This is a genomic window from Burkholderia sp. 572, from assembly GCF_040545135.1.
GTDB classification, from domain to species: domain Bacteria; phylum Pseudomonadota; class Gammaproteobacteria; order Burkholderiales; family Burkholderiaceae; genus Burkholderia; species Burkholderia cepacia.
Genome location: NZ_JBEPLH010000005.1, coordinates 147,906 through 172,907, shown reverse-complemented (window position 1 = coordinate 172,907; position 25,002 = coordinate 147,906). Strand labels below are relative to the sequence as shown.

General features: G+C 65.2%; 22 protein-coding genes and 1 pseudogene. 7 read left to right on the top strand and 16 right to left on the bottom strand.

Going from position 1 to position 25,002, the window contains the following annotated elements; all coding sequences use genetic code 11:
* The first annotated feature begins 94 nt into the window (after positions 1–94).
* From ABIC51_RS11755 to ABIC51_RS11745, 3 genes are all read left to right on the top strand, one after another.
* On the top strand, positions 95–1,489 hold the full coding sequence (locus tag ABIC51_RS11755) for a phosphomannomutase/phosphoglucomutase (RefSeq protein WP_059695944.1): 1,395 nt from the start codon (positions 95–97) through the stop codon (positions 1,487–1,489).
* Positions 1,490–2,403: 914 nt separating this feature from the next.
* Positions 2,404–3,282, top strand: a complete 879-nt coding sequence (locus ABIC51_RS11750) for a class I SAM-dependent methyltransferase (protein WP_059695942.1) — start codon at positions 2,404–2,406, stop codon at positions 3,280–3,282.
* Positions 3,283–3,535: 253 nt separating this feature from the next.
* Positions 3,536–4,582, top strand: coding sequence for an acyltransferase family protein (locus ABIC51_RS11745; protein WP_175862080.1), 1,047 nt, complete (start codon positions 3,536–3,538; stop codon positions 4,580–4,582).
* Between the two features lie 2 nt (positions 4,583–4,584).
* On the opposite strand, the gene ABIC51_RS11740 is transcribed toward ABIC51_RS11745, so the two are convergent.
* The gene (locus tag ABIC51_RS11740; RefSeq protein ID WP_080982151.1) at positions 4,585–4,791 is read right to left on the bottom strand and encodes a hypothetical protein; all 207 of its coding nucleotides are present in this window, start codon (positions 4,789–4,791) and stop codon (positions 4,585–4,587) included.
* Between the two features lie 168 nt (positions 4,792–4,959).
* Positions 4,960–6,609, bottom strand: coding sequence for an FAD-dependent oxidoreductase (locus ABIC51_RS11735; RefSeq protein WP_175897877.1), 1,650 nt, complete (start codon positions 6,607–6,609; stop codon positions 4,960–4,962).
* 251 nt (positions 6,610–6,860) lie between these two features.
* Between ABIC51_RS11735 and ABIC51_RS11730 the strand changes: the two are divergent.
* The 4 genes and pseudogenes from ABIC51_RS11730 to waaA form a co-directional block, all read left to right on the top strand.
* A pseudogene (locus ABIC51_RS11730) lies at positions 6,861–7,571 on the top strand (transposase family protein); the annotation flags it as partial.
* A 151-nt stretch (positions 7,572–7,722) separates the two neighbouring features.
* Entirely contained in the window at positions 7,723–8,718 is a 996-nt protein-coding gene (waaC, locus tag ABIC51_RS11725) for a lipopolysaccharide heptosyltransferase I (RefSeq protein ID WP_021161705.1), read from the top strand.
* Between the two features lie 57 nt (positions 8,719–8,775).
* Entirely contained in the window at positions 8,776–9,660 is an 885-nt protein-coding gene (gene kdoO / locus ABIC51_RS11720) for a Kdo hydroxylase KdoO (RefSeq protein ID WP_021161704.1), read from the top strand.
* A 37-nt stretch (positions 9,661–9,697) separates the two neighbouring features.
* On the top strand, positions 9,698–11,056 hold the full coding sequence (waaA, locus tag ABIC51_RS11715) for a lipid IV(A) 3-deoxy-D-manno-octulosonic acid transferase (RefSeq protein ID WP_354006488.1): 1,359 nt from the start codon (positions 9,698–9,700) through the stop codon (positions 11,054–11,056).
* Between the two features lie 63 nt (positions 11,057–11,119).
* On the opposite strand, the gene ureG is transcribed toward waaA, so the two are convergent.
* The 14 genes from ureG to urtA form a co-directional block, all read right to left on the bottom strand.
* Entirely contained in the window at positions 11,120–11,767 is a 648-nt protein-coding gene (gene ureG / locus ABIC51_RS11710; protein ID WP_027788168.1) for an urease accessory protein UreG, read from the bottom strand.
* Between the two features lie 14 nt (positions 11,768–11,781).
* Complete coding sequence (locus ABIC51_RS11705) at positions 11,782–12,462, bottom strand: urease accessory protein UreF (RefSeq protein WP_042976674.1); 681 nt, start codon at positions 12,460–12,462, stop codon at positions 11,782–11,784.
* A complete protein-coding gene (ureE, locus tag ABIC51_RS11700; RefSeq protein ID WP_059709737.1) occupies positions 12,449–13,090 on the bottom strand; it encodes an urease accessory protein UreE in 642 nt (213 codons plus the stop codon). Before ureE ends, ABIC51_RS11705 begins: the two co-directional genes overlap by 14 nt.
* A gap of 24 nt (positions 13,091–13,114) precedes the next feature.
* Positions 13,115–14,821 carry an urease subunit alpha gene (ureC, locus tag ABIC51_RS11695; RefSeq protein ID WP_175862083.1) on the bottom strand — a complete coding sequence of 569 codons (1,707 nt, stop codon included), beginning with the start codon at positions 14,819–14,821 and terminating at the stop codon, positions 13,115–13,117.
* A gap of 28 nt (positions 14,822–14,849) precedes the next feature.
* Entirely contained in the window at positions 14,850–15,155 is a 306-nt protein-coding gene (locus ABIC51_RS11690) for an urease subunit beta (protein WP_021161917.1), read from the bottom strand.
* An 8-nt stretch (positions 15,156–15,163) separates the two neighbouring features.
* Complete coding sequence (locus tag ABIC51_RS11685; protein ID WP_006491064.1) at positions 15,164–15,466, bottom strand: urease subunit gamma; 303 nt, start codon at positions 15,464–15,466, stop codon at positions 15,164–15,166.
* Positions 15,467–15,702: 236 nt separating this feature from the next.
* Positions 15,703–16,578 carry an urease accessory protein UreD gene (locus ABIC51_RS11680; RefSeq protein WP_354006487.1) on the bottom strand — a complete coding sequence of 292 codons (876 nt, stop codon included), beginning with the start codon at positions 16,576–16,578 and terminating at the stop codon, positions 15,703–15,705.
* 223 nt (positions 16,579–16,801) lie between these two features.
* A complete protein-coding gene (locus ABIC51_RS11675; protein WP_048024230.1) occupies positions 16,802–17,794 on the bottom strand; it encodes a nucleotidyl transferase AbiEii/AbiGii toxin family protein in 993 nt (330 codons plus the stop codon).
* Positions 17,794–18,525: a type IV toxin-antitoxin system AbiEi family antitoxin domain-containing protein gene (locus ABIC51_RS11670; protein ID WP_124545230.1), complete on the bottom strand. Its 732-nt coding sequence runs from the start codon at positions 18,523–18,525 to the stop codon at positions 17,794–17,796. Before ABIC51_RS11670 ends, ABIC51_RS11675 begins: the two co-directional genes overlap by 1 nt.
* A gap of 266 nt (positions 18,526–18,791) precedes the next feature.
* Entirely contained in the window at positions 18,792–19,484 is a 693-nt protein-coding gene (gene urtE, locus ABIC51_RS11665) for an urea ABC transporter ATP-binding subunit UrtE (protein ID WP_111940358.1), read from the bottom strand.
* Between the two features lie 4 nt (positions 19,485–19,488).
* The gene (gene urtD, locus ABIC51_RS11660) at positions 19,489–20,346 is read right to left on the bottom strand and encodes an urea ABC transporter ATP-binding protein UrtD (RefSeq protein ID WP_027788161.1); all 858 of its coding nucleotides are present in this window, start codon (positions 20,344–20,346) and stop codon (positions 19,489–19,491) included.
* Positions 20,343–21,530, bottom strand: coding sequence for an urea ABC transporter permease subunit UrtC (gene urtC, locus ABIC51_RS11655; protein ID WP_021161913.1), 1,188 nt, complete (start codon positions 21,528–21,530; stop codon positions 20,343–20,345). The genes urtD and urtC overlap by 4 nt, the downstream gene beginning before the upstream one ends.
* 1 nt (position 21,531) lies before the next feature.
* Positions 21,532–23,151, bottom strand: a complete 1,620-nt coding sequence (urtB, locus tag ABIC51_RS11650; protein ID WP_027788160.1) for an urea ABC transporter permease subunit UrtB — start codon at positions 23,149–23,151, stop codon at positions 21,532–21,534.
* Positions 23,152–23,290: 139 nt separating this feature from the next.
* Positions 23,291–24,598: an urea ABC transporter substrate-binding protein gene (gene urtA / locus ABIC51_RS11645; RefSeq protein ID WP_059685649.1), complete on the bottom strand. Its 1,308-nt coding sequence runs from the start codon at positions 24,596–24,598 to the stop codon at positions 23,291–23,293.
* Positions 24,599–25,002 lie beyond the last annotated feature (404 nt).

The following is a 25,002-nucleotide window of genomic DNA, read 5'->3' as shown; positions in this document are numbered from 1 at the left end:
TCGCCGGGCGGGCATGTATCATGCGCGGCACCGGCGAGCGGCGGCCAGGCAAGCCAGACAATTTTCCATGCACGCAACTGAGAGAAGTGAATCGATGATCTCCCAATCCATCTTCAAGGCATATGACATCCGTGGCGTGGTCGGCAAGACGCTCGACACCGACACGGCGCGCGGGATCGGCCGCGCATTCGGCAGCGAAGTGCGTGCGCAGGGCGGCGATGCGGTCGTCGTCGCGCGCGACGGCCGCCTGTCCGGGCCGGAGCTCGTCGGCGCGCTTGCCGACGGCCTGCGTGCGGCGGGCGTCGACGTCGTCGACGTCGGCATGGTGCCCACGCCGGTCGGCTATTTCGCGGCGAACGTGCCGCTCGCGCTGAAGGGCGGCGAGCGCCGCGTCGATTCGTGCATCGTCGTCACGGGCAGCCACAACCCGCCCGACTACAACGGCTTCAAGATGGTGCTGCGCGGCGCCGCGATCTACGGCGAGCAGATCCAGGCGCTATACCGCCGCATCGTCGACGAGCGCTTCGAAACGGGCAGCGGCTCGTACGAACAGTTTGACGTGGCCGACCAATACATCGCGCGCATCGTCGGCGACATCAAGCCGGCCCGTCCGATGAAGCTCGTCGTCGACGCCGGCAACGGCGTGGCCGGCCCGCTCGCGACGCGCCTGTTCAAGGCGCTCGGCTGCGAGCTCGTCGAGCGCTTTACCGACATCGACGGCACGTTCCCGAACCACCACCCCGATCCCGCCCACCCGGAAAACCTGCAGGACGTGATCCAGGCGCTCAAGGACACCGACGCCGAGATCGGCTTCGCGTTCGACGGCGACGGCGACCGCCTGGGCGTCGTCACGAAGGACGGCCAGATCATCTATCCGGACCGCCAACTGATGCTGTTCGCGGAAGAAGTGCTGTCGCGCAACCCGGGCGCGCAGATCATCTACGACGTGAAGTGCACGCGCCATCTCGCGCAATGGGTGAAAGCGAAGGGCGGCGAGCCGCTGATGTGGAAGACGGGCCACTCGCTCGTGAAGGCGAAGCTGCGCGAGACGGGTGCGCCGCTCGCCGGTGAAATGAGCGGCCACGTGTTCTTCAAGGATCGCTGGTACGGCTTCGACGACGGCCTCTACACGGGCGCACGCCTGCTCGAGATCCTCGCGAAGACGGCCGACCCGAGCGCGCTGCTCAACAGCCTGCCGGACGCGATGAGCACGCCCGAGCTGCAGCTCTGGCTCGACGAAGGCGAGAACTTCCGCCTGATCGACAAGCTGCAGAAGGAGGCGAAGTTCGACGGCGCCGAGGAAGTCGTGACGATCGACGGCCTGCGTGTCGAGTACCCGGACGGCTTCGGCCTCGCGCGTTCGTCGAACACGACGCCGGTCGTCGTGATGCGTTTCGAGGCCGAGACGCAGGAAGGGCTCGAGCGCATCCAGGAAGACTTCCGCCGCGTGCTGACGGCCGCGAAGCCGGACGTCAAGCTGCCGTTCTGAGTGCCGGTGGCGGCGCGGCCGCCATTGGTGCTAAACGCCCTCAGGGCTGGGTCCGAAAAGCGGCGCACGCGCATCGCGTGAGGCCGCTTTTCGCACTGTGTGCGGCTAGACTGCAATTCCAGTCGCAGCGGGGCGGGTTTGTCCTTGTGCCGCAAGCATTCGATGTGATTTTGAGGTCCCGGTTTCTGTCTACGGCCAGGCCTGCCTGATCAGATCGAGTGCGTTGCGTTGGGCGTGGTGGCAATGTCGAAGGTCGGCGCCCGGTCCGGGGGGCGACAGATGTGGCGCACGCTGCCGCCCAGCTCAGCCATCAGCGTGGAGAAGCGGTGGACGGGCGTTGCGGTTGACCACCTTGTCTTGCGCTTGCTGTGAACGCTGCGCCGGTGGCACCGGGTTGCATGCGGCCTTGGCTGCTTGCTCGGTGTCGGCGAACGTCAGCTCACGCCGGAGCGTGTTACGAACCTTGCTTCAGATGGTGCGTGACCTGCGAGAACAGCTGCGCGTGTGCGATGAATGCAAAGCTCAACCCAGTGCAATGATCCCGGACAGCTTCGCGTTTCGTGTTGCTGCCCAGACATTGGGTAGTCGAGTGCAGCTTCGCCTGTCGGATGCACACCCAAATCATCGACTTCATTTATATAGGTTCATATCGGATCCAGAATCCAAGCGGGCCAGATAGCGCGCAAATACGGGAAAATCTGTGTATTCGACGAGCCTAAAGGCTCCCGGGCTGGCGTTCATGGCTATTCCGAATATCTGACTCATCCGTGGAATATGCCGATAAGGCGGCTAACGTAGAGACGAGTTTGCGCCCTATCATCACTGCGTTGGTTGGTGCAATCCGGAAATAGCGGAGGATGCTATACAATGTCCTGACCGAACATTCCCACCAGCTGTCAACAGAGCATTGACATATGGAAACCATTGCCGCAGGAATGAGGTTTGATTCGCCATATATAAATCAGGAGACAATCACCGAAGCGACGAGGCGCGTCGACGAGGAGGGCCGACGTCTTGGCGTCGGCGGCGGAGGTCTTCATTTCGATACGAGGCGTTTCGCGCTGACGGTCGAATACATGAAAGCGTTCGAGCTTCACCGAGGGTATTGTGTCGAAATCGGTAGCCTCGAATACTTGAGCTCCAAAGTGATATGGTCGTTCTTTCCAGGCTCAACCGTCCGCGGTACCGAAAGCGATCTGCGATATGATCCGCTTCCTTTTGCCGATAATTCAGTCGACAACGTAATCTGTACCGAAGTCATCGAGCATATTTCGGACATTTCTTATCGGCAGGCTACGACGCTGAACGGAATATTCTTTTTCCTCGATGAGGTCTACAGGGTTCTTCGAGTTGGGGGGCGTGCGCTAATCTCAACTCCGAATGCGACCAGCCTATGGGCAATTCAGCGGGCGATGATGCAACAAGCGCCATTGATGTATGACTGGCACTTCCGTGAATTCACGAAACACGAAATGCGTCAGATCGTTGAATATGCCGGATTTGAGGTCGTTGAACATAACGCCGAGTTTGTGTGGCATTTATGGGATTTCAGTCCGGTTGAAGAGTTCATGAGGAACTCAAACTACGAATTGTCCGACCGGGGGGATGATCAGTTCATGATCATCGAGAAGCCGGCCCAGCGAATCCGGAGGCCGCACAATCTCAACCTGCCGTCCGAGAAAATCTGGAAAGAGGGTGGCCTACGGCTGGTCAAGAATCAAATTCGACGGAAGTTATATAACCTCGACCTTAGGCTAAAGCTTGCAGCGAGGCGATTCGCTGGGCGTAATTAATTTACGAAACCAAATGTCCGGCGGGGAGAAAATCGGCGTAAGCATCCCGCCGCTCGCCAGTGTCTGATCGGGCCCCTTGATACGGCCACGTCTCGAGATCCTGCACGCAACCGAACGAGACGGTATGCCGAAACGGTTCTGCGGCCGATTGTGATCAGCGCACTACGAGCGAACCAGAGGCGATTCGCGATGTGAGAAAATTGGCGCAACCCGCAACATGCGATTGCGCCCCTTCCCGATTCGACCCGTCAACATGCTCGGAGCACTCCGCACTTTTCTAGCGCTGATCGTCATGGCCGCCCATCTTGGGCGATGGACTGATCTCACGGCAACCTATGCTGTGTCGACGTTCTTCGTGATCAGTGGCTATCTGATGACCGCAACGCTCCATCGCAATTATGGGTTCGGGTCATCGGGATTCTTTCGATTCTTCCTGAACCGCTTCCTGAGGCTCTATCCGATGTACTGGATTGCAGCTGGCATGTCGGTCTTGCTGATTGCCCTTGAGCCCACGCTTGCGGAGGCATATCACCGAAATTTTCTGCTGCCCGATTCGCTGCGATCGTGGGCTTGCTTGGCCATGAACTGGTACTGGCGCCCGGATTTCCCCCTGCCCGGCAAGCCGAGCGTATCGCACGTCGTGCCGCCGGCATGGGCGCTAGCCGTTGAATTTGCCATGTACGTGGTGCTCGCATTGGGTGCTGCGCGCAACATCAAAACCGGCGTGCTGTGCCTGCTTGTCGGCGTGTTGTTCCATGTTGCGATGGCTCATGACGTGAACGAGCGGATATATGCGATACCTGCGGCTGCACTTCCGTACGGCATCGGAATATGCCTCTATTTCGCAGTCAAGGCATGTCGGGCTTCCGTCACTACGTATGCCTCGGTTACCGCTACGCTCCTGTACGCAGGATTTATATGCGCGCTGCATTTCCTCCCGCTCGATGCCGCAGGAATCCCTTACTACCTGAATCTGGCGGGATTCGCGGTGGCATTCTTCTTCATCGCATCCGCGACGGAAGGGCGCTATTTCAGATGGATTGATCGAAATATCGGAGGTCTGTCTTATCCGATCTATCTCATCCACTATCAGGCTGCCTTCGCCATCCAGCTCCTTCTTTCTACGAAGGCAACTGGCTGGACGTTGTTCTGGTTCACGCTCCCCTTGGCCGTGGCTTTATCGGCGGCGCTCGAATACTTGAACAGGCAGATAGTTGACCCTTGCAGAAATGTGGTTCGCGCAAAAGGTGGCGTCGTGTCTGGCGGCGCACCGAGCATGAGCCAATCAGGCACCAGGTGAATTTAATGTGTCTGGCGGAAACTGGGCAGCGTAAGACGTCCATCGTGGATCAGCTTGCGCAGGACCATCCGCAGGTTGTGCTTGGCGCCGCACGGCACTGCGTGGATCGCGTCACCCAGCGCGCCCTTGAGCCGGCTCCGATCGAGTTTGCCGTCGATGGCAACGTCCTTGTAGTCGCCTTGTAAAGAGTTGCAGGTTTTACGCGCCAATATGCCCGTTCACTGCAACTCCCGTATCGTCTCGACCTTGCAGCCTTGCTGTATATGCCTTCAAGGATTGTTCAAGGTCGACTACTTTCTCGGTTGAGTCAGTGAAGGCGACCAAGAATTCCATCGGGAACCTCAGAAAGTACAAGCAGCCATGCTGTCCCGTCGGCGTTATCTGTTCGCCAACACCGCGCCTTCGCTCACCAGTGTCGCGGACAGCTTTGCATAGTCGATGTTTTGAACACTGCTTCGCGAATCTATGGCGAGCGCTGCGGCGGCTCCAGCCGCCTGACCGGTAATCATGAATGTCGGCTCGACGCGTATCGATGAATACGCGACGTGCGACGCGGACAGTGCAACCGGCACGAGCAAATTCCGGATCTCGCTGTACTTGGGGACGATCGATCGATACGAGATCGGGTACGGACGCGGCAGCGGCTGCCAAATGGCACCTTCGGTACCGACCTGTCCGTCTACCGCAATGCGATTGACCGTATGCTGATCGATTGGGAATGCACCAAGACCGATGGGATCCGGGATCCTGGTTTCCGTGTACAGATCGTGCTGTGTCATCACATAGCTACCGATCATCCGGCGACTTTCCCGTACATAAAGACGCCATGGGAACCCGCCGTTATCCTGGAACTCGTCCTTGCAGAATCCCCACGAGCGAACGTCATCGCGTACGTTTGGCGGAATGCGGGGATCCGTCGCGAGAAACGTCAGGAGCGCCAGCGTATAACGCTTGTGCTCCGCCTCGATTTGGCGACGACCGTTCGCATTCGCATTGGCATACTCCGCGCTTCCCTCGATCTCGTCCGTAGATAGCAGGCCGAGGCTATTGACGTCGAACTTGTTGTTAGGAATCGGAACGTTCGCGATGTAGTTGAACGTCTTGACGATTTCCGGGTGAGCCAGGGCGACGCGCCCCAGCAGTTCGAATTCCTTGGGATCGTAGTTGGCCGGTTTGACGACGGGAATCTGGTTTCCCTTATCCGCAGTGAGGCAAAGCCGATAGCCATATGCCTGCACGGCCGAGTCTGCCGTGCCCGGTGCGCCGAGATTGTTGGGCGCCACATGCGGAAGCAATCCGCTGTTCGGTTGACCTGGCACAACGTAGGGATCCACGCGCGCGCCGTCCTTGATGGAAATGGGGCCAACGCCGGCGAGGGGTTCGCCATATTGTGATTTCGCTTCGCGCCCGAGCGTATGGTCGACGCCGGCCTTCTCGAGCAAATCGCCTTCGTAGCTCGCATCGATGAACATCTTCGCCGCGTAACTATGTCCGTTGCTCGTCTGGACGACCTTGATCTCGTGATTATCGGTTTGAACGCTCGCCAGTTCGGCACCGTATTCGACGGAAACGGACGGGGCGTCGGCAAGCATCTGCAGCAGAATGCTCTCGGCGACATGCGGCTCGTGAAATATGCCGCCCATCGTCCAGGTCTTCCCGTAGCGCGTGTTTACCGCGTCGACGAAACGATGCGCGAAACCGCCCATTGCCCATAGACGATCCTGGGGATAGGCGTCTGTCACGCCGATCCCGCTCGTCGTCATCCCACCGACGTGTTTCGTCGGTTCCAGAATGACGACCCGCTTTTTCAGTTTCGCGGCTTCCAGTGCCGCGGATATACCGCCCGGCGTCGCACCGTAGACGAGGACATCCGCAGGGTCGGATCCTGGCGCGGGCACCGGCATGGCGACGGGCGGAGCGGGCGTCCCATGTGGTTCCTCGTCGGTACCGTGGCCGCACGCCGCGAGAATGAGCACCGAACCGACCAGCAGCAATCTGCTTGCAACATTATCGAATACTACGAACATGTGACCGCGAGTGTTAGAGAAACAGGGTTAGATGAATCGAGCGACGAGGAACCAGGCTCGGCGAGCGCCTTTAATATTACGACGTATTAAAAACGTTACGATGTATTACGAAAGGTTCGCGGAGTTTATCACTTGCGGATGACACAAAACTATCGACTGGAACCCTGCGGATCCTTGCCGCGCGAGGAGCGGCGAAACGGGGCAGGAGATGGTGAGGGTCAGATCAAGATGCTGGCAAACCGGGGGCGGGGGCGACGAAGGCCGGCAAGCTGAAAGATGTCGTCGACCGACACCGGAAGCCACTGACAGAAATGGAGGCCGAGCTGGCACAGGCCAAGCGTTGGCTGGTCGAGGTCAGAACGGAGCGCGCCCTCCTCAAAAGGTTCGCGACGTACTTCGCGAAGGCGTCGAGGTGAGGTGCGGATTGAACAAATGCGACGAGACTACCCCGTGCCGCCAATGTGCCGAGTGCCGGGGGTACCGATGAGCGGCCACCATGTAGGAACCTCGCCAAGGAAGCGGAGGTGCTCACGGTCCACCGGCGAATCCGGGAAAGTTTCAGGCCGGAGCGCCTGCGGCGACATCTGGAGGAACGTGGCGTGCGAATCGGCTTGCACCGGGTCAGGAGGCTGCGCAGAAAATCAGGATAGCGCTGCAAGCAGAAGCGCCGGATCAAGGCCACGACGAATTCGAAGCACGACCTGCCTGTCGCGTCGAATCCGCTGAACCAGGATGTCTCGGTGACGGTGCCCAATCAAGTCTGGTGTGGTGACGTCACCTCTTTTGTGATCGATGAGGGTTGGTTGTGTCCTGCCGGCCAGAGGTACCTGCACCGCGGTGAAATCGCCAGTTACGCGATGAGCGAACGGCTGACGAAACATCTGGTCACGCAGGCCTTGTTTCGCGCTGTCGCGATTCGCAGGCCACCAGCAGGTCTGATTCGCCACACCGAGCGCGCGTCGTAACACTGTGCGTTGGGCTATCAACTGCTCGTGAACCGGTTGACTGCCACTAATTCAGTCCGACCTCAGTTTTTCGCCTGATCGGCCCCCCGGGCGCGATAAAATCGCGTCTTTATGCCTGTCGCCGGCTGCCAGCCGGCGTTTTTTCAGCGTGCAAAAGATCCTGATCGTGCGCGTGTCGTCGCTGGGCGACGTCGTGCACAACATGCCGGTGATCGCCGATATCCGGCGCCGCCACCCCGATGCGCAGATCGACTGGCTCGTCGAGGAAAGCTTCGTCGACCTTGTGAAGCTCGTCGACGGCGTGCGCAACGTGCTGCCGTTTTCGTTGCGGCGCTGGCGCAAGAAGCCGTTCTCGGGCGCCACGTGGCGCGAGATCCGCGCGTTCCGCCAGCGCCTCGCGGCCGAGCAGTACGACCTCGTGATCGATTGCCAGGGTCTCATCAAGACGGCCTGGGTCGCGAGCTGGGCGCGCGGCCCGCTCGTCGGGCTCGGCAACCGCACCGACGGCGCCGGCTACGAGTGGCCCGTGCGTTTCTTTTACCGCAAGCGGGTGCCGATCGCGCCGCGCACGCACGTCGTCGAGCGCTCGCGGCAACTCGTCGCGGCCGCGCTGGGCGACCCGGCGCCGACGCCGGCCGATCCGGTCGACTTCGGCCTCGATACGCGCGCGGCGGCGCTCGCGGTGGCCGCGCTCGGCCTGAACCTGCCGGTGCCGTACGTGGTGTTCGTCCACGCGACGTCGCGTGCCGACAAGCAGTGGCCGGATGCCGCGTGGATCGAGCTCGGCCAGGCGCTCGTGCGGCGCGGCGCATCGCTCGTGCTGCCGTGGGGCAACGACGCGGAGCGCGCGACCAGCGAGCGGCTCGCGAAGGAATTCGGCGCGGCGGCGATCGTGCCGCCGAAGCTGTCGCTGCCGGCCGTGGTCGGCCTGATCGACGGCGCGGCCGCCACCGTCGGGGTTGACACAGGTCTGGTTCACATCGCGGCGGCGCTGAAGCGTCCGACGGTCGAACTGTACAATTTCGCGACGGCCTGGCGGACCGGCGGCTACTGGTCGCCGAACGTCGTCAATCTCGGCACGGCGGGGCAACCCCCGTCGATCGCGCAGGTGAAGTCGGCGCTCGCGGGCTTCGGTCTCCTGTAACGCCCGCGCCATACGCACGAACCCGCACGCACCCGCGCGAACCCAAGCGAACCGATCATGAGCGAATCCCAGATCATCGAAGTCCCGTCCGCCGACTGGAGCGGACACAACCTGTCGGCGCCGCGCGAGCAGCTGCTGGCCGCCGTCGAGGAAGGCAAGGTGCTGTATTTTCCGCACCTACGCTTCGCGATCGAAGGCGGCGAGGAAGCGCTGCTCGATCCGGCGCTCGCCGACCCGAAACGCAAGAACATCAGCCTCGCGCCGAACGGCGGCGCGCTCGCCGGCGTGCTCGGCGACAGCGTCACGCAGTCGGCGGTGCGCGCGCTCGTCGCGCGTTTCCAGCAGCAGGCCGGCACGCTCGTCGACGGCCTGTTTCCCGAATACCGCGGCAAGCTGCGCGTCGCGCCGACGAGCCTGCGGCTGATGCAGGTCGAGACGCGCCAGACATCCTGGCGCAAGGACGACAGCCGGCTGCACGTCGACGCGTTCCCGTCGCGGCCCAACTACGGCGAGCGCATCCTGCGCGTGTTCACGAACGTGAACCCGGCCGGCGTGCCGCGCGTGTGGCGCGTCGGCGAGCCGTTCGAGGATGTCGCGAAGCGCTTCCTGCCGCGCATCAAGCCGCAGCTGCCGGGCGCCGCGTGGCTGCTGAACCTGCTGCACGTGACGAAGTCGCCGCGCAGCGCGTACGACCACCTGATGCTGAACCTGCACGACAGCATGAAGGCCGATCTCGACTACCAGAAGACCAGCCCGCAGGAGACGATGCCGTTTCCGCCGGGTTGCGTGTGGATATGTTTCTCGGATCAGACTTCGCACGCTGTGATGTCCGGCCAGTTCATGCTCGAACAGACGTTCTTCCTGCCGGTCGACGCGATGGTTCGCCGCGAATGCGCGCCGCTCGGCATTCTCGAACGCCTGAAGGGCAGGGCGCTGGTTTGAGCGCGCCTCTTCTCCGAAGCAACACGAGGGCCGCTGCATGCTGCGGGTGATCTATCGCGCGCTGTGGTGGCTCGTCGCGCCGGCCGCGGTCATCCGGCTCTACTTGCGCTCGCGCAAGGAGCGCGGCTATCGCGAGCACATCGCCGAACGTTTCGGCCACGTGGCGGGCCGCTCGCGCGACGACCGCGCGCCGCTGATCTGGGTGCATGCGGTGTCGGTCGGCGAGACGCGCGCCGCGCAGCCGCTGATCGACGCGCTGATGCGCGCGCGTCCCGATGCGCGCATCCTGCTCACGCACATGACGCCGAGCGGCCGCGCGACCGGCGAACAGATCTTCGGCGATCGCGTGCTGCGCTGTTACCTGCCGTACGACATGCCCGGCGCGGTGCGACGCTTCCTGCGTGCGTGGCGGCCGACGCTCGGCCTCGTGATGGAAACCGAGGTGTGGCCCACGCTGATCGACGAGTGCCGCCGCGCGGACGTGCCGCTGGTGCTGACCAATGCGCGGATGTCCGCGCGTTCGTTCCGGCGCGCGGCGAAGTTCGGCGCGGCGACGCGCGACGTGTTCGGCGGCTTCTCGCGCGTGCTCGCGCAGAGCCCGGCCGATGCGGAGCGGCTGACGTCGCTCGGCGCGCGCAACGTGACGGTGCTCGGCAACCTGAAGTTCGACATGACGACGCCGCCGGAACTGGCGGCGCGCGGCCATGCGTGGCGCGACGCGATCGGCGCGCGGCCGGTGTGGGTCGCCGCGAGCACGCGCGAGAACGAGGAGGCGCTGGTGCTGCAGGCGTTCGCCGCGATGCGTACGCCCGGCGCGCTGCTGGTGCTCGTGCCGCGTCATCCGCAACGTTTCGCCGAGGTCGAGGCGCTCGTCGGGCGCAACGGGTTCAAGTGCGTGCGACGCTCCGCATGGGCGGCCGACGCGGCGGCACTCGCGGCCGGCCGTCCGGCCGCCGAGCCGCTGCCGGACGACGTGACGGTGCTGCTCGGCGATTCGATGGGCGAGCTCGGCGCGTATTACGCGGCCGCCGACATCGCGTTCATCGGCGGCAGCCTGCTGCCGCTCGGCGGACAGAACCTGATCGAAGCGTGCGCGGTCGGCGTGCCGGTACTGATCGGGAAGCACGTATTCAACTTCACGCAGGCGACCGCCGACGCGGTCGCGGCCGGCGCGGCACTGCAGGTCGAGGATCCGCTCGATCTCGCGCACGTGCTCGACGCGCTGTTTGCCGACAACGCGCGGCGCATCGCGATGGGTGCGGCCGGCGCGGCGTTCGCTGCCCGTCACCGCGGCGCGACCGCGCGCACGGTCGACGTGCTCGCGGCACTGCTGCCGCCCGCCGAAGCCGGCGCGCATGCGCTGCCGGGCGTGCAGGACGCTGCCGACGAAGCATAGACGGCGGGCGGCGCGATGCCGCCCCGGCACGCGTGGCGGCGTCGCAGGGCGCCGCCACGCCGCTCACACCGTCAGCAAACCCTTCTTCTCGATGAACGCGATCACGTCCGCGACGCCTTCGAGCGCCTTCAGGTTCGTCATCACGTAGGGCCGCTCGCCGCGCATCTTCTTCGTGTCGGACGCCATCACGTCGAGGTTCGCGCCGACCAGCGGCGCGAGGTCCGTCTTGTTGATCACGAGCAGGTCGGACTTCGTGATGCCGGGGCCGCCCTTGCGCGGAATCTTCTCGCCGCCCGCGACGTCGATCACGTAGATCGTCAGGTCCGACAGCTCGGGGCTGAAGGTCGCCGCGAGATTGTCGCCGCCCGATTCGATGAACACGATGTCGGCGTCGGGAAAGCGCGACAGCATCCGGTCGACGGCCTCGAGGTTGATCGACGCATCCTCGCGGATCGCCGTGTGCGGGCAGCCGCCCGTCTCGACGCCCATGATGCGCTCCTCGGGCAGCGCGCCGGCAACCGTCAGCAGCCGCTGGTCTTCCTTCGTATAGATGTCGTTGGTGATCGCGACGAGGTCGTAGCGCTCGCGCATCGCCTTGCACAGCATTTCGAGCAGCGTGGTCTTGCCGGAGCCGACGGGGCCGCCGATGCCGACGCGCAGCGGCGGCAGTTTCTTCGTGCGGCGGGCGGGGGACGGAGCGGGTGCGTTCATGGCGTGTGTCGTGTTCAGGAGCGGAACAACCGCGAATACTGGGTTTCGTGCCGTGCGGACAGGATGCCGAGCTGCGGCGCGAACGTGTTGACGGCGTCGGGCGGCGTCGCGAGCGCGCGGCGTACGGCCGCGTCGATCGCGCCGCGCAGCGCGACGATGATGCGTTGCCCGGCGAGCTGGCCGAGCGGCACGGCCTTCAGCGCGGCGGACGTCTGGTTCTCGACCCAGCCGAATGCGTACGCGGCGAGCACGGCGTCGGCGCTCGCGTCGTGCGCGGCGGCCGCGTAGGCGAACGCTGTCGGCAGCGCGATCGGCGACATCGCCGCGAGCGTCGCGCGGCGCGCGGCATCGCCCCATTCGAGCGACGCGCACAGTTGCGCGAGCGACCAGCCCATCTGTTCGGTCTCGCGGCGCAGTTCCGCCGATTCGCGGCTCGCGACGAACCATGCATTTTCGGCGACGAGCGCGTGCGTGTCGTGCGCGTGCCAGCGTGCGAGCTGGTGCGCGAGGAACGGCAGCTCGCCGTGCGCGAGCACGTCGGTCAGGCCGCTGGCGATCCAGTCGCGCGCGGAATCGGCGTCGTGGATCAGGTTCGCGTCGAGCGCGGCTTCGAGGCCCTGCGAATAGCTGTACGCGCCGATCGGCAGCGCCGGCGACGCGAGATGCAGCAGCGCGACGAGTTCAGTGGTGGTCATGGCCGTGGCCGTGCGTGCATCCGGGACCATGCTGATGATCGTGATCGTGATCGTGATCGTGATCGTGATCGTGATCGTGATCGTGATCGTGCGAGTGCGAGTGCGAGTGGCCGTGATGCTCGCCGAACACCTGCTGCGCGAGCGCGTAATCCTCGGCGAACGTCGCATCGTGCCCGTGCTTGTGTCCGCCGCCGTACGCGCCGGCTTCCGGCTGGAACGGCGCTTGCGTTTCCTCGACCTGCGTGCCGAGCCGGCGCAGCATGTCCGCGAGCACCGGGTCGGCCTCGAGCTTCAGGTAGCCGTCGCCGATCTCGACCGGCGTATGACGGTTGCCGAGGTGGTACGCGGCACGCATCAGCGTGAGCGGATCGGCGGCGCGCACGCGCAGCACGGTTTCGGCGGCCGCGGCGATGCGCACGAGCGCGCCGTCGTCGGCGACGAGCACGTCGCCGTCGCGCAGGATCGTGCCGCGCGGCAGCAGCACGGCGACATCTTCGCCGGTGTCGAGCGTCGCCGCGAGGCGGCTCTTGCAGCGGGCGTCATAGGCGAGCGTGAGCGTCGGCGCGCGCGCGACGAGCGACGCGGCGAGTTTCACGTTCGGGGCGATACGTTTGTCGAGGGTGCGCATGAAACAGGAACCGGAAACCGGCAATCAGAACAGGAAATAACGCTGCGCCATCGGCAGCACCGTGGCCGGCTCGCAGGTGAGCAGCTGGCCGTCGGCGATCACGTCGTAGGTTTCGGGATCGACGCTGATCGACGGGCGCCATGCGTTGTGGATCATGTCGGCCTTCGTCACGTTGCGGCAGTTGCGCACGGGCACGATCCGCTTCGCGAGGCCGTAGCGTTCCGCGATACCGGCATCGGCCGCCATCTGCGACACGAAGGTCAGCGACGTGCGCGCGAGCGCACCGCCGCGCGTCGCGAACATCTCGCGATAGTGGACCGGCTGCGGCGTCGGGATCGACGCGTTCGGGTCGCCCATCTGCGCCATGGCGATCATCCCGCCCTTCAGGATCATCGTCGGCTTGATCCCGAAGAACGCCGGCTCCCACAGCACGAGGTCGGCCCACTTGCCGGGTTCGATCGAACCGACTTCGTGCGCGATGCCGTGCGTGAGCGCCGGGTTGATCGTGTACTTCGCGACGTAGCGCTTCGCGCGGAAGTTGTCGTTGCGTGCGCCGTCTTCCGGCAGCGCGCCGCGCTGCACCTTCATCTTGTGCGCGGTCTGCCAGGTGCGGATGATCACTTCGCCGACGCGGCCCATCGCCTGCGAGTCGGACGACAGCATCGACAGCGCGCCGAGATCGTGCAGGATGTCCTCGGCCGCGATCGTCTCGCGGCGGATCCGCGATTCGGCGAACGCGAGATCCTCGGCGATCGACGGATCGAGGTGATGGCACACCATCAGCATGTCGAGATGCTCGTCGAGCGTGTTGATCGTGTACGGGCGCGTCGGGTTGGTCGACGACGGCAGCACGTTCGACTCGCCGCACACCTTCAGGATGTCGGGCGCATGGCCGCCGCCCGCGCCTTCGGTGTGGTACGTGTGGATCGTACGGCCCTTGAACGCGGCGACCGTCGATTCGACGAAGCCGCCTTCGTTCAGCGTGTCGGTGTGGATCGCGACCTGCGTGTCGGTGTCGTCGGCCACCGACAGGCAGTTGTCGATTGCGGCGGGTGTCGTGCCCCAGTCCTCGTGCAGCTTCAGCCCGATCGCGCCGGCCGCGATCTGCTCGACGAGCGGCTGCGGCAGGCTCGCGTTGCCCTTGCCGAGGAAGCCGAGGTTGATCGGCCAGCCGTCGGCGGCCTGCAGCATCCGCTCCATGTGCCACGGGCCCGGCGTGCAGGTCGTCGCGTTGGTGCCGGTGGCGGGGCCGGTGCCGCCGCCGAGCATCGTCGTCACGCCCGACGCGAGCGCCTCGTCGATCTGCTGCGGGCTGATGAAGTGGATGTGCGTGTCGATGCCGCCGGCCGTCACGATCAGCCCTTCGCCGGCGATCACCTCGGTGGCCGCGCCGATCGCGATCGTCACGCCCGGCTGGATGTCGGGATTGCCGGCCTTGCCGATCGCGGCGATGCGGCCGTGCTTGATCGCGATGTCGGCCTTCACGATGCCCCAGTGATCGAGGATCACCGCGTTCGTGATGATCGTGTCGGGCACGTCGGCGGCCACGCGCTGCGACTGGCCCATCCCGTCGCGGATCACCTTCCCGCCGCCGAATTTCACTTCCTCGCCGTAGGTCGTGTAATCGCGTTCGATCTCGATCAGCAGTTCGGTATCGGCCAGCCGGACGCGGTCGCCCGTCGTCGGCCCGAACATTTCCGCGTACGCGCGGCGGCTCAAGCGTAATGTCATGTGCTGTTCCTGAAGAGCGGGGCGCGGCTTACAGCGGCCCCATCACCTTGCCCTGAAAACCGTAGACGGCACGATCGCCCGCGAGTGCGACCAGCTCGACGGTGCGCGTCTGGCCCGGCTCGAAGCGCACGGCGGTGCCGGCCGCGATGTTCAGGCGGAAGCCGCGCGCGGCCGCGCGATCGAACGACAGCGCGTCGTTGACTTCGAAGAAGTGGTAGTGCGAGCCGACCTGCACCGGGCGGTCGCCGGTGTTCGCGACGACGAGCGCGAGCGTCGCGCGGCCTGCGTTCAGTTCGTGTTCGCCGTCGTCGGTGAGGATTTCGCCGGGGATCATGCGGGGCCTCACGGAATCGGGTGATGGACGGTCACGAGCTTCGTGCCGTCGGGGAAGGTCGCCTCGACCTGGATGTCGGGAATCATCTCCGGCACGCCGTCCATCACGTCGTCGCGCGTGAGCAGCGTCGTGCCGTAATGCATCACCTCGGCGACCGTCCTGCCGTCGCGCGCGGCTTCCATCAGCGCGGCGGTGATGAAGGCGACTGCCTCCGGATAGTTGAGCTTCAGGCCGCGTGCGCGACGGCGCTCGGCCAGCAGCGCCGCCGTGAAGATCAGCAGCTTGTCCTTCTCTCGGGGAGTCAGTTTCATGAAGGCAAACGTTCAGTAAAACGTAATTTTTATCGGTGCGTGGGCGACGGGGCGGACGCGCGGGTCATCGTAGCACCGCGCCGTTTTGCGTGCGTCGTGTATCGGTTATGTAAGCAGCAAGGCGCGTGCCATGTGCATGGAACGCGGCGCGATGCGCGCTTCTGGTGCGCGATGCATGGGCAACGTGCAGCGCCGGCCGCGGCGCTGCATCGAAACGGTGCGTGGCGCGACCGTGCTCAGGTTTGCCAGAGGCGCAGCGGCCGTGCGTCGACGCCGTGCACGATCGGCCGCAGATGCAGCCAGCAGTCGGTGAAGTGGCGTTGCAGCGCTTCCATCGACGTCGACAGCGCGCGCACCAGCACGACGCCGGGCGTCACGCAGGTCGCGCTCGCGCGCAGCGTGGCATCGAACGGCATCCGCGCCGCGAGCGATTCGGCGAGCGCGGCGTCGCATGCGGCACCGGCGGCCCACAACGTGCCGTATACCGGAAAGCCGGCGAGGCCCTGCAGCGCACCGCGCAGCGGATCGTGCGCGTCGAGCAGCGCGCGTTCGGTCCACAGCGGCCGACCGTCGGCATCGACGAGCGCCGCGCTCGACACGATGCGGCCGGCCGACCAGGTTTCGCCGGCTGCTTGCCGGCCGAGCTGCGTCGCGTCCCAGCCGATCGCGCTTGCGCCCGTGCCGAGCGTCACCGTGAAAGCGAGCGACGCATGCGCCGCGTCGAAGAACAGGTTGTTCTGCGGCAGCCAGTCGAGTTTCGCGTGGTCGCCGACCGTGACGCCGATGCGCTGCGTCGCGTCGAGGCCGTTCGACTTGTACCACTTGGTCGCGCCGGGCGTCGTCAGCACCGCGTGCGTGCCGCTGCCGAGCGCGATGTCGATGTCGAGCCGGTCGCCGCCCGCGACGCCGCCCGGCGGGTGGACGATCACCGCATGGCAGATCGCGTCGCCTTCCGGATACAGCGGCCGCTGCACGCGCAACGGGCCGTCGTGCAGCCGGTGGGCGAGCGTCGTGCGTACGCCGTGCCGCTCGAAGCCGAGTTCGAGGCGGCCGCGCCACGACTTGGCGACGGCGGGGCGGGACAGCGGGGCATGCGAATCGGGGGCGGACATCGGCGGCGAACGGGAAACGAGGAAGCGGGTGCGAAGAACGTGGATGCTACCGGAACAATAATGCAGATGCGGCTTTCATTGAAAGCGCCGGGTTGGGTCGAATCCCCAATCTTCTGCGTGACAAGCATGGCCGTACATGTCCGATGGCGCGCCATGCCGTGGAGCGTCAGAGCAGTGCGACGGGCCCACGCGACGCGAGAATGGTGGCACGCTGCTGGCGCGTTTACGCCTGGCTCGGTGGCATGGTGTCGGTCTCCGTGTCGGCTGACGCGTGTTCGCTGTCCAGCGCGGCGAATTTCTCGCGGAGCGCCGACTCCTGCTGTGCGAACACCTCCGGCTTTTTCTTTTTGAGATTCTCGAGGTTGATGAGCTTCCATCTCAGGGCCGGCAACTCGCGCAGATGCGCGTATGGCATCAAGGACCAGTCCGGCTCGGCCCGGACCAGCGATATCAGGAATCGACGATGATTCTCCGTGAGCGATGCGGGTAGTTCCCGATGGAGCCGTTCTTGAGTTGTTTCGAGCACCGCCAGGTCGACGGGTTCGACCGTCATGCCGACGAAATCGGAGTCATAGGCCTCTGCCATCGAGTGCTTCGGTCCAAACAACACTTCGTGAATCGGCCTGTTATGCCCGGACAGATAGCCCACGAACGCATCCACGATATCCGGGCGCAACCCGTGGTGCGCATACATATGCATCACGTCGAAAAGATCGCGCGGATGCTGGCGGTCCAATGCGGCCACCAGCTTGCTGCCATAGAGCTCCGCGTCGTGAAGCGTCGGGACTTCGACGCTGGTGCTGAAGGTGTCCTCGGCTTGCTTCGTGAGGAGGCGCCGCACGGGGTCGAGTAATGTGCCCCGGAATATGTAGTTGACCTCGACCTTGACGGCGGTCGCGCCGGAAATGACGACGAGCTTCACGTCGTCGCCCTTCGCTTTCCCGGACGACGAGGCGGCCGAGAACTCCGTCGCATGTCCCTCGGCCTCGATTTGCTTCCGGGTTCGATCCAGCTCCTGGTCGATCGCATCGAGCGCTTCTTCGCGGTTCAGGCCTCGATCGGTGAACACGACATCGATATCGACCGACAGACGTGGCATGTCATGGAGAAAGAGGTTGAGTGCGGTACCGCCCTTCATCGCGAAGCGCGGCGTGTCGAAGACGATCGGTGCAATCGAGAGCATCAGCCGGACGGTGTCTACGTAGGTCTGGTTCATCACGGTTTGAGTGTGAGTCGCTTGCCGTTTTTCATCTTGTTCGACCATCGCGTGCCTTCGCCGAGACGGTTGACGTGCTTCTGGAGTTCTCGTGCCCACGGAAAATCCGCACCTTGTCCAAGGTCCCGCACCAGTCGTACTACCTTCACGCTCGTACAGTGATGTAGAAGTACGTCCAGCGTTTTGACGCGCAGGTTGCGCAATCCGATCACCAGGTTGGATGCTTCCTCTAATGATTGTCCCTTTCCGATGTCGCTTGCAAGCTCCAGTATGGCTCGCTCCGGCACGGAAACAAGCACGTCGGGTCCCCCGGCGGGAAGCTGCGTCAGCCCGAACGAATAGGGCAACGATTCGTCGAACAACGCAGTGGTCTGGTACGTGTAGTGCATGTGCTCCGCGACCCATGAGGGGATGCGATAGGGTCTCGGGCCCCAGAGAATGACTTTCTCTTTGAATGCGATGTTGTGGCGAACGCCTTGCCAGGCGAGGGCTGTTTTGCCGCCGACGTGGATGCCGGGGACGCGTCGGCCAAGATGCGCGATGATGCCGTCCCGAGAGGGCGTGTCGCCGGTCAGCAGGTAGGTACCTTTCGAAAGGCGTTGCAGCCAGCCGGACTTGACCATATGTGACGCCAAAGCCGCGCTCACGCCCATGTTTCGAAGCATTTCAGAATCGATGGGGTAACCGCGCAGGGTCTCCTGCATCAACCGCTGGACTGTTTTATTGCTCATCGTGGCGTGATCAGAGCGTTGTCTGATTGCAGTATATACAGAGTATGTTTGATTATCTGCAATTTTATAACGCTATCGCGCCAGATTCACCGGATCCCGTCATGCCTCAAGCCACGCCTCGGGAAGGAGATGATCCGGCTGACACGTTGACTGCATGCGAGAAATGCACTGCTTATTTGATAATCCGAAAATATTCAACGCTCGAATAATAAGGGTCTGAATAAAAAGACCTGATTGCCGGCAGCAGGATGGCCAGCCGGTGTCCATCACACCGCGATCAACTCGCGCACGCCATTCGTCTCCATGTCCCGCGCATCACCCCCAGCGACGATCTCGCCGCGGCTCATCACCCAGTAGCGGTCGGCGATCGACTGGGCGAAGTCGTAATACTGCTCGACGAGCAGCACGGTCATCTTCGCTTCGTCGACGAGCTGGCGCAGCGTGCGGCCGATATCCTGGATGATCGACGGCTGGATGCCTTCGGTCGGCTCGTCGAGGATCAGCAGCTGCGGTTCGCTCATCAGCGCGCGGCCGATCGCGAGCTGCTGCTGCTGGCCGCCCGACAGGTCGCCGCCGCGCCGCGTGCGCATGTCCTTCAGCACCGGGAACAGGTCGTAGATGCGGTCGGGCACCTTCGACGGTGCTTTCCGGCTCGCCGCGCCGACGAGCAGGTTCTCCTCGACGGTGAGCCGCGGAAAGATGTCGCGGCCCTGCGGCACGTACGCGAGCCCGGCCGCGACGCGCGCATACGGCGGCATCGCGCCGAGCGCGGTGCCGCGCCACGACACGCTGCCGCTTTTCGCGGCGACGACGCCCATCAGGCAGCGCAGCAGCGTGCTCTTGCCGACGCCGTTGCGGCCGAGCAGGACGGTGAGCTTGCCGTCGTCGGCGGCGAGGCTCACGTTGCGCAGGATATGGCTGCCGCCGTAGTACTGGTTCAGTGCTTCGATCTTCAGCATTGCATCAACGTCCGAGATAAGACTCGATCACCGCGTCGTCGCGCTTGACCTGGTCGAGGGTGCCTTGCGCGAGGACCGCGCCTTCGGCCATCACCGTCACGCGGCCCGTGTCGCCGGCGAGCGCCGCGACGAATTCCATGTCGTGCTCGACGACCATCATCGAGCAGGTGCCGCGCAGCGTGTTCAGCAGCTCGGCGAGCTCCATCGTCTCGTGGTCGGTCATCCCGGCCGCCGGTTCGTCGAGCAGCAACAGCGCAGGGCGCTGCATCAGCAGCATGCCGATCTCGAGCCGCTGCTTCTGCCCGTGCGACAGCTCGCCCGCCGCGCGATACGCGTCGCTTTCGAGGCCGATCAGCGCGAGCGTCTCCTCGATCTTCGCCTGCGCGGTGCGGTCGAGCCGCGCGCGCAGCGACGCGAGCCAGCCCTTGTCGGTCTGCATCGCGAGTTCGAGGTTTTCCCACACCGGATGCTGCTCGAACACGGTCGGCTTCTGGAACTTGCGGCCGATGCCCGCGCGCGCGATTTCCGGCTCGTTCATTCGCGCGAGGTCGATGGTCTGGCCGAGAAACACCTTGCCCGCATCGGGGCGCGTCTTGCCGGTGATCACGTCCATCATCGTCGTCTTGCCCGCACCGTTCGGGCCGATCACGCAGCGCAGCTCGCCCGCGTCGATCGCGAGCGACAGCTTCTTCAGCGCGCGGAAGCCGTCGAAGCTCACCTCGATATCCTCGAGGTAGAGGATCGTGCCGTGCGACGTGTCGATGCCCGGCGGCACCACGCGCCCCATCGATGCGGTGCCGCTGACGGCGAGCAGCTCGTCCTCGGGCGGCGGCGTGAACTGGTAGAGGGCCGTTCCGTTCATGCGCGTTTCCCCTTCGCGAGCACGGTTTCGACGAGGCCCATGATCCCGCGCGGCAGCAGCAGCGGCACGAGCACGAAGATCAGGCCGAGGAAGAACAGCCAGTATTCGGCGAAGTAGGCGGTAAACAGGCTCTTCGCGCCGTTCACCGCGAACGCGCCGACGATCGGCCCGATCAGCGTGCCGCGGCCGCCCACCGCGACCCAGATCGCCATCTCGATCGAGTTGCCGGGCGACATCTCGCCGGGATTGATGATGCCGACCTGCGGCACGTACAGCGCGCCCGCGATGCCGCACAGAACGGCCGACACGGTCCACACGAACAGCTTGTACGCGAGCGGGCTGTAGCCGAGGAACATCAGCCGCGTCTCGCCGTCGCGCACCGCGGTGACCACGCGCCCGAGCTTGCTGGTGACGATCGCGCGCGCGGCGATGAACGCGAGCACGAGCGTCGCGAACGTCAGCAGCAACAGCACCGTGCGCGTACCGGGCGACGTGATCGCGAAGCCCGCGATGCGCTTGAAGTCGGTGAAGCCGTTGTTGCCGCCGAAGCCCGTCTCGTTGCGAAAGAACAGCAGCATCGCGGCGAACGTCAGCGCCTGCGTGATGATCGACAGGTACACGCCTTTCACGCGCGAGCGGAACGTGAAGAAGCCGAACACCCAGGCGAGCACGGCCGGCACGAGCACGACGAGCGCGAGCGCCCAGGCCAGATGCTGCGTGCCGCTCCAGTACCAGGGCAGCTGGTGCCAGTCGAGGAACACCATGAAGTCGGGCAGGTCGCTGCCGTACTTGCCGTCGCGGCCGATCTCGCGCATCAGGTACATGCCGATCGCATAACCGCCGAGCGCGAAGAAGAGGCCGTGGCCGAGGCTCAGGATGCCGCAGTAGCCCCACACGAGATCGAGCGCGAGCGCGGCGATCGCGTAGCACATCAGCTTGCCGGCGAGCGTCATCGCATACGCGGACAGATGGAACGCGCTCGACTCGGGCGCGACCAGCGCGGCGAGCGGCACGCCGATGCCGATCGCGATGCACAGCGCGATCAGCGCGAGCCACGCGCGGCGCGACAGCAGCGCGGGGCGGGGCGGCAGGCCGAGCGCGAAACCGTTCTCCGCACGGGCGGCGGCAGCGGGCTTCGGCGCGTCGGCGAGCGGCTTCGACAACGAATCGGTGATTGAAGTCATGTCACGCCTCCGCGCTGCGGCCCTTCGGGGCGAACATGCCCTGAGGACGCTTCTGGATGAACAGCACGATCATCACGAGCACCGCGATCTTCGCGAGCACGGCGCCCCAGAACGGCTCGATCGCCTTGCTGACGAGACCGAGCCCGAAGCCGCCGAGCACGGTGCCGGCGATCTGCCCGACGCCGCCGAGCACGACGGCCATGAACGAATCGATGATGTAGTTCTGGCCGAGATCCGGGCCGACATTGCCGATTTGCGACAGCGCGCAGCCGCCGAGGCCCGCGATGCCGGCGCCGAACGCGAAAGCGTACGCGTCGACGCGTGCGGTCTTCACGCCGACGCACGCAGCCATCCGGCGGTTCTGCGTGACGGCGCGCACGAACAGGCCAAGGCGCGTCTTCGTCAGCACGGCCCACGCGACGAACACCACCGCGAGCGCGAACGCGAGGATCACGAGGCGGTTGTACGGCAGGATCAGGTTCTGCATCACCGTCACGCCGCCGCTCATCCACGACGGGTTCACGACCTGCACGTTCTGCGCGCCGAACAGCATCCGCGTCGCCTGGATCAGGATCAGGCTCACGCCGAAGGTGGCGAGCAGGGTCTCGAGCGGGCGGCCGTACAGGTGCCGCAGCACGAGCCGTTCGAGCACGATGCCGACCAACGCGGCCGTCACGAACGACACCGGCACGGCGACGAGCGGATACCAGTCGAACGCGCCGGGTGCGTAGCGCTGGATCAGCGTCTGCACGACATAGGTTGCGTACGCACCGATCATCAGGAATTCGCCGTGCGCCATGTTGATCACGCCGATCAGCCCGTACGTGATCGCGAGGCCGAGCGCGGCGAGCAGCAGCACGCTGCCGAGCGACAGCCCCGCGAACAGCGTGCCCGCGATCTCGCCGCGGCGCTGCAGCGAGTGCAATGCGTCGAGCCCTTGCTGGGCGGCGTCGCGCACACGCGCGTCGGGCTCCGCGTAGCTGCCGTCGGCATTCTTCGCGACGAGCGGGCGCAACTGCTCGATCATGTCGAGATCGCGGCGCGCGGCCACCACCTGCACGGCTTCGAGGCGCTTCGCCGGATCGGCGTCGTGCAGCGCGGCGATCGCCCACAATGCATCGAGGCGGCGCTTCAGCGTGGGATCCGTTTCCTTTGCGCGCGCTCGGTCGATCATCGGCTTGAGTGCCGGGTCGGGCGACTTCAGCAGCGCATCGATCGCGTCGCGGCGCGCGGCGACGTCGGGCGACGCGAGCGCGAGCCCCGACAGCGCGCCCGCGATTTTCGTGCGCAGCAGGTTGTTCAGCATCACGGGCTGCGCGTCGCCGGCCGGCGTCGCGGCCTGCGAGAGCGCGTCGTGTGCGGTGTCGCCGGACTGGATCAGCAGGCGGCCGTCGCCGGTCGCGAGCGCGTCGCCGTTCGACAGCGCGTTGAGCAACGCGACGGCGCGCGGATCGGGATCGGCGGCGAGCCGTTCGACCGCGGCCGTCTTCGCGTCGAAGTCGTCGCCGGCGAGCGCGGCGGTATCGGCAGCCGTCAGCGCGAATGCGGCGCGCGGCAGCCCGCCCGCGAGGGCGGCGCACGCGACGATCGCGACGGCGGCTCGGCGAAAGCGTGTAGGCATCGGGAAATCCTGTCGGACGTGGAAGGCGGATGCGGGCGGCGATGCGCGGGCGCTTGCGGTGCGTCGGCAAGCGCGCCCGGTACGGCGGCGCCTGCAAGCGGGCGGAGCATCGCGCCGGTGCGCGACGCCCCGCGTCGCGTCAGGCGAGCGCCGTGCGCTGCCGGCGCAGGAACGCCGGGATCGACGTGACGATGTCCGGCTTGCCCTGGTTACCCGCGATGTACGGGCTCCACGGTTGCGCGCGCACGGCCGTCTTCGTCTTCCACACGACGTTGAACTGCCCGTCGCCGCGGATCTCACCGATCATCACCGGCTTGTGCAGGTGATGGTTGCCGTCCATCGCGAGCGTGAAGCCCGACGGCGCGGCGACCGTCTGGCCGATCATCGCGACGCGCACCTTGTCGACGTCGGTGCTCTTCGCCTTCTCGACGGCCTGCTTCCACATGTGGATGCCCACATAGGTCGCCTCCATCGGGTCGTTGGTCACGCGCTTCGCGCCGCCCGGCAGGTTGTTCGCCTTCACCCAGGCGGCGAACTGGTCCTTGAACTTCGTGTTGGTCGGGTTCTTCACCGACATGAAGTAATTCCACGCGGCGAGGTGGCCGACGAGCGGCTTCGTGTCGATCCCGCGCAGTTCCTCCTCGCCGACCGAGAACGCGACGACGGGCACGTCGGTCGCCTTGATCCCCTGGTTGCCGAGCTCCTTGTAGAACGGCACGTTCGAGTCGCCGTTGATCGTCGAGATCACGGTCGTCTTGCCGCCCTGCGAGAAGTTCTTGATGTTCGCGACGATGGTCTGGTAATCGCTGTGGCCGAACGGCGTGTAGACCTCCTGAATGTCGGCGTCCTTCACGCCCTTCGATTTCAGGAACGCGCGCAGGATCTTGTTGGTCGTGCGCGGATAAACGTAGTCGGTGCCGAGCAGGAAGAAGCGCTTCGCGCTGCCGCCTTCCGCGCTCATCAGGTACTCGACGGCCGGGATCGCCTGCTGGTTCGGCGCCGCGCCCGTATAGAACACGTTGCGCGACATTTCCTCGCCTTCGTACTGCACCGGGTAGTAGAGCAGCCCGTTCAGCTCCTCGAACACCGGCAGCACCGACTTGCGCGACACCGACGTCCAGCAGCCGAACACGCACGCGACCTTGTCCTGCGTGAGCAGCTGGCGCGCCTTCTCGGCGAACAGCGGCCAGTTCGACGCGGGATCGACCACCACGGGCTCGAGCTTGCGGCCCATCACGCCGCCGCTCTTGTTGATGTCGGCGATCGTCATCAGCGCGGTGTCCTTCAGCGACGTCTCCGAGATCGCCATCGTGCCCGACAGCGAGTGCAGGATGCCGACCTTGATCGGGCCGGTGCCCGCATCGGCCGCGTGCGCGAACGGGCTCTTGCCCGCGAGCGCAAGCGCGCCGGCCATCGAACCGAACTTCAACAGACTGCGACGTTTCATCGGGTTCCCCTTGACGTGTTGGATATGCGTGCGCCTTGACGGCGTCGGCCAACGGATAACGCAAGGCATGTGCCAGTCGTGCGGATGCACGCCCGGCGTGCCTGCGCGGGGCAGGGCGGGGCGTCGCGGCGGGGCACATGACGCGTCGTGCAGCATGCGCGGTCCGTCGCGGTGCAGGGGCGCGGGCGGAAATGGTGCACGGTCGGGGTTCCCCGTTCCGGTGCCTGCGTGCGGTGCGGGAACGGTCGTGCACCATGACTTCACGCCAAGCGGGGCGGGGCGGCGCGGTGCCGTCGCAGGTCGGATGACGCCGAGACGAACCGGAGCGGGAAAGAAAAACGGGCGCGCCATGCGCGCCCGTTCGGCGGGTCGGTATGACCGGCGGCGATGTGCCGGCCGGTGCG

Bases quoted from the DNA above. Each gene is read 5' to 3' on its own strand.
- ureC (WP_175862083.1), bottom strand. From the start codon at position 14,821: ATGACATTACGCTTGAGCCGCCGCGCGTACGCGGAAATGTTCGGGCCG.
- kdoO (WP_021161704.1), top strand. From the start codon at position 8,776: ATGAGCGAATCCCAGATCATCGAAGTCCCGTCCGCCGACTGGAGCGGA.
- ureG (WP_027788168.1), bottom strand. From the start codon at position 11,767: ATGAACGCACCCGCTCCGTCCCCCGCCCGCCGCACGAAGAAACTGCCG.
- waaA (WP_354006488.1), top strand. From the start codon at position 9,698: ATGCTGCGGGTGATCTATCGCGCGCTGTGGTGGCTCGTCGCGCCGGCC.
- ABIC51_RS11750 (WP_059695942.1), top strand. From the start codon at position 2,404: ATGGAAACCATTGCCGCAGGAATGAGGTTTGATTCGCCATATATAAAT.
- ureE (WP_059709737.1), bottom strand. From the start codon at position 13,090: ATGCGCACCCTCGACAAACGTATCGCCCCGAACGTGAAACTCGCCGCG.
- ABIC51_RS11705 (WP_042976674.1), bottom strand. From the start codon at position 12,462: ATGACCACCACTGAACTCGTCGCGCTGCTGCATCTCGCGTCGCCGGCG.
- urtE (WP_111940358.1), bottom strand. From the start codon at position 19,484: ATGCTGAAGATCGAAGCACTGAACCAGTACTACGGCGGCAGCCATATC.
- ABIC51_RS11685 (WP_006491064.1), bottom strand. From the start codon at position 15,466: ATGAAACTGACTCCCCGAGAGAAGGACAAGCTGCTGATCTTCACGGCG.
- ABIC51_RS11735 (WP_175897877.1), bottom strand. From the start codon at position 6,609: ATGTTCGTAGTATTCGATAATGTTGCAAGCAGATTGCTGCTGGTCGGT.
- urtA (WP_059685649.1), bottom strand. From the start codon at position 24,598: ATGAAACGTCGCAGTCTGTTGAAGTTCGGTTCGATGGCCGGCGCGCTT.
- ABIC51_RS11745 (WP_175862080.1), top strand. From the start codon at position 3,536: ATGCTCGGAGCACTCCGCACTTTTCTAGCGCTGATCGTCATGGCCGCC.
- ABIC51_RS11690 (WP_021161917.1), bottom strand. From the start codon at position 15,155: ATGATCCCCGGCGAAATCCTCACCGACGACGGCGAACACGAACTGAAC.
- urtC (WP_021161913.1), bottom strand. From the start codon at position 21,530: ATGACTTCAATCACCGATTCGTTGTCGAAGCCGCTCGCCGACGCGCCG.
- urtB (WP_027788160.1), bottom strand. From the start codon at position 23,151: ATGCCTACACGCTTTCGCCGAGCCGCCGTCGCGATCGTCGCGTGCGCC.
- ABIC51_RS11755 (WP_059695944.1), top strand. From the start codon at position 95: ATGATCTCCCAATCCATCTTCAAGGCATATGACATCCGTGGCGTGGTC.
- ABIC51_RS11680 (WP_354006487.1), bottom strand. From the start codon at position 16,578: ATGTCCGCCCCCGATTCGCATGCCCCGCTGTCCCGCCCCGCCGTCGCC.
- ABIC51_RS11670 (WP_124545230.1), bottom strand. From the start codon at position 18,525: ATGAGCAATAAAACAGTCCAGCGGTTGATGCAGGAGACCCTGCGCGGT.
- urtD (WP_027788161.1), bottom strand. From the start codon at position 20,346: ATGAACGGAACGGCCCTCTACCAGTTCACGCCGCCGCCCGAGGACGAG.
- ABIC51_RS11675 (WP_048024230.1), bottom strand. From the start codon at position 17,794: ATGAACCAGACCTACGTAGACACCGTCCGGCTGATGCTCTCGATTGCA.